The following is an 8553-nucleotide window of genomic DNA, read 5'->3' on the forward strand; positions in this document are numbered from 1 at the left end:
CCCCCCCCCCGGGGCCAGCGGGCGGGCCGCGGCCCCCCCCCGGCCCCCGGCGTGCACCCCGCCCGCCCGATCGATCCGAACCTGCGGGCGCCCACCCAGCGCGAGACCCAGCGCATGCGCATCATGCCGCCGCAACAGCCGGCGGTCGCGCCGCCGGCCCACCCCAACGCGCCACCGCCCGCTCAGCCCGCTCCGCCCGCAGCCGAGGCACAGGAGAAGGGCGGCCCCGGCCTCATCGAGCGGATGATCACCTCGAAGCTGCGCGTCGCGCGCCCCTCGTTCCGCACGGCCGAGGCGAACGCCACCTACCGCCTGCCACTCAAAGCCGACGCGCGCACGGCGGGGGTGGTCGCATACCAGCTGGGATTGAGCATCGACGGGCGCGACGTGCTGTCGGACATCTCGTTCGCGGCGCGTCCGGGCATCTTCACCGCGGTCGTCGGGCCGTCGGCCGCACGCAACTCCGCGCTGCTCGGGCTGCTCGCCGGCACCAAGCAGCCCAGCACCGGGCGGGTCACCGTCGACGGCCACGACGCTCACGCCGAGCCGGAGTTCATGCGCACCCGCATCGGCATCGTCTCGCCCGATGACCGCCTGCACCGGCAGCTCACCGTCGAGCAGGCCTTGGGATACGCCGCCGAAATCCGCCTGCCGCAAGACATCTCACCCGAGCAACGCGACCGCGTGGTCAGCCAGGTTCTCGAGGAACTCGAGCTGACGCCGCACCGGGCCAGCCGGATCGGCAAGCTTCCGCCCGAGGTGCGCCGGTGCGCCGCGCTGGCGGTGGAGCTGATCACCCGGCCGACACTGCTCGTCGTTGACGAGCCGAGCGCCGGTCTGGACGCGGAGCAACAACGCCACGTGATGGCGATGCTGCGGCGCCAGGCCGACATCGGCTGCGTGGTCGTGGCGGCCGCGTCGTCGCAGACGTCGTTGACCCACCTCAACCTGTGCGACCAGGTGCTGGTTCTCACCTCGGCCGGGGCGCCGGCCTTCCTGGGGCCGCCCCTGCAGGTCGAGTCCGCGATGGGTACGACCGATTGGTCGAAGGTGCTCGAGCGGGTGAGCGCCGACCCGCACGGAACCCATCGCGCGTTCGGCGCCCGGCCGCCGGCATCGGCGTCGACGGCGCCGCCGGAGGTCACCGCCACGTCGCCGCCCCCCGCGGAAGCGGCCAGGACGCGCCAGATCCGGCTGTTGGCCCGCCGCGAAGCCCGGCTGCTCTTCGCCGACCGCCTCTACTTCGTGCTTCTGGCGATCCTGCCGTTCGTGCTGGCGGGCCTGACCCTGCTGATTCCGGGCGATTCGGGCCTCGCCCGGCCCGGGCCGGGCAGTGCTCACCCGCACGAGGCGATCGAGATTCTGGCCGCGCTGAACGTCGCCGCCGTGATCATCGGTACCGCGCTGACCATCCGGGCCGTGATGCGCGAGCAGCGCACCTTCCGGCGCGAGCAGGCTCTCGGGTTGTCGACCGCGGCCTACCTGGCGGCCAAGATCCTCGTGTTCGGCCTGGCCGCGGCCATCTTGACGGCAATCCTGTTCGCCATCGTTGTCGCCGCCAAGGGCGGCCCCGCGGGCGGCGCCGTGTTGTTGCAGAACGCCACGGTCGAGCTCTACGTGAGCGTGGCGGCGACGGCGATTATGTCCGCCGTGCTCGGACTCGCGTTGTCGGCACTGGGTACGTCGCTGCGTGAAGTGCTGCCGCTGCTGCTGCCGGTGGTCCTGGCGTCCGCGCTGTTCAACGGGAGCCTCGTTCAGCTGGTGAGCAAATGGGGCTTCCAGCAGGTGTCCTGGCTCGTCCCGGCCCAATGGGGCTTCGCCGCGTCGGCGTCGACGGTCGACTTGCGCAGGGTCGACGCGCTTGCCGCCGACTCGCAGATGTGGACCCACTACAGCGGCTGGTGGATGTTCGACATGACGATGCTGGTGCTCTTCGGCGTCGCGGCGGCGGGCTTCGCCCTCTATCGGCTGAGGCCGGTGGCCCACGAGGCGCCTAAGCCGTCACATCGCGAACAACAGGAACTGAGTGACCTGAGTCGGTGAGAAGTTGTTGTCGCTGACCATCACCACCGATTGACGACCGTCGGGCAGTTTCGGCCCAAGCGTGATGCCCTCGACATTGTCGAGGGGGGACAGCCCCGGTGAGGCGGACAGATCGAGCGCCAGGGTCTTGGTCATCGGGGTCACGGCCGCGTTCTGCATCGACGGGGTGGCCAAAACATCGGTCGCCGCGTCGATCTCGGCCCGGTAGATCCGCACGCTCGGCGGCATGGCGGAGGATCGCTCGATCACCAGAAACGTGGTGTCCGACAGCGCGACCAGGTCGGAAACGCCGTTGACGTCGGCGGGCGGTGTGGGCGGCTCCATCGGGTAGGCGTACTGGGCGGTGGGCGCACCGGAGGCGACGTCGAACTTGGTGACCCGGGTGAGCACGCGGTGGCCGTCGTCGCTGACCGGCCCGTCGTTGTATCCGGGGTCCTCCATCGCCGCGAACAGCGATCGGCCGCCGGGCGTCAGCGCCAAGCCCTCCAGCGCCTTGTTCCGGCGCGGACCCGTGGGCTGCGCGGACATCGCCAAGTTGGCCGGCAACGTGAACTGGCCGAGGAAGGCGCCGTCGAGCGCGGCCGATCGAACCCATGGGTCGAGCAGCAACGGGCCCGCGGTGCGCCGCTCGCCTTCGGACGACCAATACAGCCGCTGCCGGCCGGCATCGAAGGCGATGCCCTCGGGGTCGGGGGGAATGACTGCCGGCGTGGTGTCCGGCCTGAGCGGCGGGAACGGTTGGCCGGACCGGTCCAGCAGCGGGCGGGTGCCGGTGAAGGTGACGTTGTCGATCCCCCTGTCGGACAAGGACAATTGCACGGTGTAAAAGCGGGCCGGGTTCCTCTCGGAACGGTCGTCGCTGATGACGTAATACAGCTGACGACCCGGGTCATAGCTGAGCGCCGACAGGCCGCCGATGACGGTGCCCTCGAAGGTGGCGTTGAACGGGATCTGCGACTGACCGAGATAAGTCAGCATCGGCCGCGGCGCGGGCGCCGGAGCGGGCGGGCGCGCGGGCGCGCATCCCGCCAGCGCCAGTGCGAGGCACATGCCCGCCACCCGTAGCCGACCCATCCCGAGAAGGTATCGCCGAGCGTGCGCTCAGGGCGGAAATCGGGCCTCGAAGGCACGCTCGGTCAGAACACGAATTGGCATCAGGTTGTTATTCCCGCGACGGGAACCGCAGGATACGGTCGGGTTATGGCGCCAGATTCCCCAACCATTGCCGAGCAGCTGCGCAACGCCCTCGACGGGCGTTGGCGGGACACGAGGAACCAGCTGAGATCCACCATGAGCGAGGACCTCTTCCGCCCGCACTACACCCCGAACACGGTGATCGCGCGGACCAAGGTGGCCGAGCAGATGAGGATCATGGCCGCGTTCGGCGCCGCGGCCGATAACTTCCGCAAGGAGCACGGCGGCACCGGCGACATCGGCGCGGCGATCACCATGATCGAGATGCTCGCGATGTCGGACCTGTCGCTGATGGTGAAGGCCGGTGTCCAGTGGGGGTTGTTCGGCGGCGCCGTGGAAAACCTCGGCACCGAGCGCCATCACGAGGCGTACGTGAAGAAGATCATCAGCCTCGAGTTGCGGGGCTGCTTCGCGATGACCGAGACCGGCCACGGCAGCGACGTCCAGTCGCTGGAAACCACCGCGACCTACGACCCCGAGACCGAAGAGTTCATCATCGACTCCCCCACGCCCACGGCGCGCAAGGACTATATTGGCGGCGCGGCCGAAACGGCCACCATGGCAGCGGTATTCGCCCAACTGATCACGACCGAGAACGGCAAACCGCTCCACCACGGTGTGCACTGCTTGATGGTGCCGATCCGCGACGCCGACGGCAACGACCTGCCCGGGGTGACCACCTCGGACTGTGAGTACAAGGGCGGCCTGCCCGGCGTCGACAACGGCCGCATCGTGTTCGACCACTTGCGCGTCCCGCGGGTGAACCTGTTGAACAAATACGGCGACGTGGCGCCGGACGGCACCTACAGCTCGCCGATCGAGAATCCGAACCGCCGATTCTTCACCATGCTGGGCACGTTGGTGCGCGGACGGATCACGGTGGGCGGCAGCGCGGGCGCCGCGGGTCGCGTCGCGCTGGACATCGCCACGCGGTACGCGTTGCAGCGCAGGCAATTCAGTGCGCCCGATGATGAGTCCGAGGTGCTGATCATGGACTACCTGGTGCATCAGCGTCGGTTGTTCCCTTTGATCGCAAAGTCATACGCGCTGCAGTTTGCTCAGAACGAGCTGGTCAGTAAATGCCACGATATCCAGACCGCGGACGCGGTCGACGCCGACGAGCAGCGCGAATTGGAGGCGCGCGCTGCCGGGCTGAAGGCGGCCAACACATGGCACGCGTCCCGGGCGATTCAGGAAGCGCGGGAGGCTTGCGGCGGTGCGGGCTACATGGCCGAGAACCGGTTGATCGCGCTGCGCGGGGACACCGACGTGTTCACCACGTTCGAGGGCGACAACCATGTGCTCACCCAGCTGGTGGCCAAGGAGCTGCTGACGGCTTATGCCGATGACATCCGCAGCATGAGCCCCGTCGAATGGGTGCGTTTCGCCGCCAACACCGTCGGCGAGCGCGTCGTCAAACGCACTGCGGCCGAGGCGATTATCCAAACCATCGTCGACGCGCGACAGGACAGCGAGGAAGAGGGCAGCCTCTTCAACCGCGGCACGCAGATCAAGATGTTCGAGGACCGGGAGGAATACCTACTCGCGTCCGTCGCACGCCGGCTGCAGGCCAAATCCAAGGAGATGTCGGAATTCGACGCCTTCAACGCGGTCCAGGATCACGTGCTGCACGCCGCGGCCGCACACATCGATCGGGTGGTGCTCGAAGCATTCGTCGCCGGCATCGAAGCTTGCCCGTACGACGCGGCTCGCGAGCTGCTGGGTATTCTGTGCGATCTGTACGCACTTTCGGTGATCGAAGACGATAAGGCCTGGTACATCGAGCATCGGTACCTGTCCACCGACCGGGCCAAGGCGGTCACCAGGGGCATCAACGACCGGTGCCGCGCGCTGCGCCCGTATGCGGAGACGCTCGTCGACGGCTTCGGGATTCCAGAGCAATTGCGCTATGCCGAGATGCTGCACCCGGAGAACTTGGCAGAGACGGCCCCCAGTTGACGTGCCGATCGAACACGTTGTGACGCAACACTATTGATTCGGGATTTTGCCGAGCGCCTTCAGCTTGCCGTCGGGGCCGATCTCAAACTTCACCGTGCCCACACCGGTGGGGCAGCACGGCTGATCGTTGCCCTTCAACCATTGGTACTGAACCGCGACAGCGTCGTCGGAGGGCGGCAACACGGTGATGTACGGCTTGGGATTTGGGGTGGGCGTACCCAGCGCGGTGTTGTGATCGAAGAACAACAACTGCTGGCCGGTGGACTCACTGGCAATGGTCGGGATGATCTGCACCCAATACAAACGGCACTTCTTGGCATGTCCGCGAGCGATTTCCACCCATGTCGTACCCGGGACGGTGATGGGGACCGAGGCGATGGCCCGCTGCACCGTGGCGGGCGACGGTCCGTCCGAATCCTTGCACTTGTCGGGTGACGCGGGAGGCGAACCGGCTTGCTTCCACCCGCAACCGGAGGCCAACAGGATCAGCAGGATCACAATCAGCTGACGCACTCGGTGAGCTTAGCGAAGGCTGTGAATGTCCCGTTTGTTTGGTCGGAGACCCTGTTCTGGCGGGTAAACCGCCCCGGCGCGCCGGTAGCCTTGAGCGGAGTCGGCGGGTCGACGATGACCGCTCCTGACCTCGGGGTATGCGGCTTTTCCGAGACTTCACGCGGACGCTTTGACCGGTGAGAGGAAGCCGTAAAACGGGGGAAACTCCGGATATCCGGCGCCGAAACATCCTCGCCTCACCATTCAACGTAAGAGCGTTGCGCTCAAAGGAGGAAGTGCGTGGCCAGGGAGTTTGTGGCGTCACACCACGATGCCGTGAACACCATGTGCGCATACTGCGGCGTCGGCTGCGGAATGGTGCTGCAGGTCACAACCGATCTCGAGAGCGGCCGGCGTCACATTACGAAGTCGGTTGGAAACAAAGAACATCCGGCGAACTTCGGGCGGTTGTGCACCAAGGGTTCCACCACTGCCGACATGCTCGGTGCGCCCGGGCGGATGGAATCCGCACACGCGCGCACCGACCGCGGCGAGCCCGTCCAGCCCGTCGACATGGACCGGGCGATCACTCAGTGCGCGAACCGGTTACGGGCGATCATCGACACGCACGGCCCGGATTCCTTCGCGATGTACGTGTCGGGCCAGATGTCCATCGAGGCGCAGTACCTGGCGAACAAGCTCACCAAGGGCTTCATCGGCACCAACCAGATCGAGTCCAACTCGCGGCTGTGCATGGCGAGTGCCGGTTCCGGCTACAAGCTCTCCCTGGGCGCCGACGGACCGCCCGGCTCATACCAAGACTTCGTACTCGCCGACGCCTTCTTCGTCATCGGCGCCAACATGGCCGACTGCCATCCCATCCTGTTCTTGCGGATGATGGAGCGCGTCAAGGCCGGTGCAAAACTCATCGTCGTCGATCCGCGCCGCACCGCGACCGCCGAAAAGGCCGACCTGTTCCTCCAGATCGCCCCCGGTTCCGATCTCGCGCTGCTCAACGGGCTGCTGCAGCAGATCATTGAGAACGGGCACACCGACCCCGACTTCATCGCCGAGTTCACCGAGGGGTGGGAGGTGATGCCCAGCTTCCTGGAGCAGTACACCCCTGACAAGGTCAGTGAAATCACCGGCATTCCCGAAGAGGACATCCGCGCGGCGGCCCGGATGATCGGCCAGGCCGAGAATTTCGTGAGCTGCTGGACCATGGGCCTCAACCAGAGCACGCACGGCACCTGGAACACCAACGCCCTCTGCAACCTGCACCTGGCGACCGGCGCGATCTGCAAACCCGGCAGCGGACCCTTCTCGCTCACCGGACAGCCCAACGCGATGGGCGGCCGTGAAATGGGTTACATGGGGCCGGGATTGCCCGGCCAGCGCTCGGTCGTATCGGCGGAGGATCGCGCCTTCACCGAGGACCAGTGGGGCATCCCCCGGGGGACCCTCCGCACCGAGGTCGGCGCCGGCACCATCGACATGTTCTCCCGGATGGCCGGCGGTGAAATCAAAGCGTGCTGGATTGTCTGCACCAATCCCGTTGCTTCCGTTGCCAACCGGAAGACGGTGCTGGCCGGTCTGGAGCGCGCCGAGTTGGTCATCACCCAGGACGCCTTTCTCGAGACGGAAACCAACGAATACGCTGATGTGCTGCTGCCGGCGGCGCTGTGGTCGGAGGCCGAGGGCGTGATGGTCAACTCTGAGCGCAACATGACGCTGTTCCAGCCAGCCGTCACTGCGCCAGGTGACGCGCTGCCCGACTGGCACATCATCGCCCGGATCGCCTGCGAGATGGGCTTTTCGGATGCATTCAGCTACGGCTCCGCCGAAGAGGTCTTCGAAGAGATCAAACGGTTCTCTAACCCGAAGACCGGCTACGACCTGCGCGGCATCAGCTACGAACGCCTGCGTCAGCGCCCACTGCAATGGCCGTGCGCACCCGAGAGCACGAGCGGCCGCAACCCCATTCGTTACCTCAACGACGGCGTCAGTCAGGCCCAGCTGGTCCGCGAAGACGGCAGCGCTCCCCGATTGGCCTTCCCCACCGGGAATGGCCGGGCGGTTTTCTTCGCCCGCCCCCATCTACCGCCCGAGGAGATGCCGGACGACGACTATCCGTTCCTGTTGAACACCGGTCGCCTGCCGCACCAGTGGCACACGATGACCAAGACGGGCAAGGTCGCCAAGCTCAACAAGCTCAATCCCGGACCGTTCGTCGAAATCCACCCCGACGACGCCGCTCGGCTGCGGATCGCCGACGGAGACGCGATAGAGATCGGTTCCCGCCGCGGTCGCGCCGTGCTGCCCGCCGCGATCAGCGACCGGGTGCGCCCCGGTAACTGCTTCGCCCCGTTCCACTGGAACGACGTGTTCGGTGAATACCTGGCGATCAACGCGGTCACCAACGACGCGGTGGACCCGAGCTCGAACCAACCGGAATTCAAGGCGTGTGCCGTCACGTTGGCGAAAGTCGCGGTCACCACGGCGGATCCGAGCACCGACACACCAGAACCCGCGCCCACGGAGGTAACGGAAATCAGCGTGTCACAGGTCGATGCCCTCGCCGACTTGCTAGGCGTGGCAACCAAACCCGTGCCGGAATTCGACGAACGCGGCCGCTCCTACCTTGCCGGGATGTTGACCGCACTTCGGTCCGACGCCGGCCGGCGCACGGCCGGGGTGCATCATTGCGCGAGAACAGGCCCGCGAGCAGGCCATCGACCCACAGCCGGGTGCCGGAATCGAAGGGAGCGCTTCGGGGCAGGGTCGGTATCCCGGCCGTGCGCCGGCCGGCGTCGGACCGAAGTGCGGTCAACATCCCGGCAAGGTAGGAGCGGCCGCGTTCGTCGA

Annotated in this window: 5 protein-coding genes; 3 read left to right on the forward strand and 2 right to left on the reverse strand. The window is 66.9% G+C overall.

Annotated elements, in window-relative coordinates; genetic code table 11:
- Positions 1-114 precede the first annotated feature (114 nt).
- A complete protein-coding gene (locus A5678_RS09155) occupies positions 115-2043 on the forward strand; it encodes an ATP-binding cassette domain-containing protein (RefSeq protein WP_082945465.1) in 1929 nt (642 codons plus the stop codon).
- On the opposite strand, the gene A5678_RS09160 is transcribed toward A5678_RS09155, so the two are convergent.
- Positions 2002-3021 carry an esterase-like activity of phytase family protein gene (locus A5678_RS09160; protein ID WP_068041072.1) on the reverse strand — a complete coding sequence of 340 codons (1020 nt, stop codon included), beginning with the start codon at positions 3019-3021 and terminating at the stop codon, positions 2002-2004. The genes A5678_RS09155 and A5678_RS09160 overlap by 42 nt on opposite strands.
- 222 nt (positions 3022-3243) lie before the next feature.
- On the opposite strand from A5678_RS09160, the gene A5678_RS09165 reads away from it, so the two are divergent.
- Positions 3244-5196: an acyl-CoA dehydrogenase gene (locus A5678_RS09165; RefSeq protein ID WP_068041070.1), complete on the forward strand. Its 1953-nt coding sequence runs from the start codon at positions 3244-3246 to the stop codon at positions 5194-5196.
- A 30-nt stretch (positions 5197-5226) separates the two neighbouring features.
- Here A5678_RS09165 and A5678_RS09170 read toward each other — a convergent pair whose 3' ends face one another.
- Positions 5227-5694 carry an LppP/LprE family lipoprotein gene (locus A5678_RS09170; protein ID WP_068041074.1) on the reverse strand — a complete coding sequence of 156 codons (468 nt, stop codon included), beginning with the start codon at positions 5692-5694 and terminating at the stop codon, positions 5227-5229.
- A 339-nt stretch (positions 5695-6033) separates the two neighbouring features.
- Between A5678_RS09170 and A5678_RS09175 the strand changes: the two genes are divergently transcribed.
- On the forward strand, positions 6034-8553 hold a 2520-nt coding region (locus A5678_RS09175; protein WP_197502081.1), incomplete at its 3' end, for a molybdopterin oxidoreductase family protein.

The sequence above is a fragment of the Mycobacterium sp. E2733 genome (assembly GCF_001667585.1).
Lineage (GTDB): Bacteria > Actinomycetota > Actinomycetes > Mycobacteriales > Mycobacteriaceae > Mycobacterium.

What these genes read in the sequence shown, in the direction of transcription:
- A5678_RS09155 (WP_082945465.1), top strand. Translation starts at nt 115, where the DNA reads ATGCGCATCATGCCGCCGCAACAGCCGGCGGTCGCGCCGCCGGCCCAC.
- A5678_RS09160 (WP_068041072.1), bottom strand. Translation starts at nt 3,021, where the DNA reads ATGCTGACTTATCTCGGTCAGTCGCAGATCCCGTTCAACGCCACCTTC.
- A5678_RS09165 (WP_068041070.1), top strand. Translation starts at nt 3,244, where the DNA reads ATGGCGCCAGATTCCCCAACCATTGCCGAGCAGCTGCGCAACGCCCTC.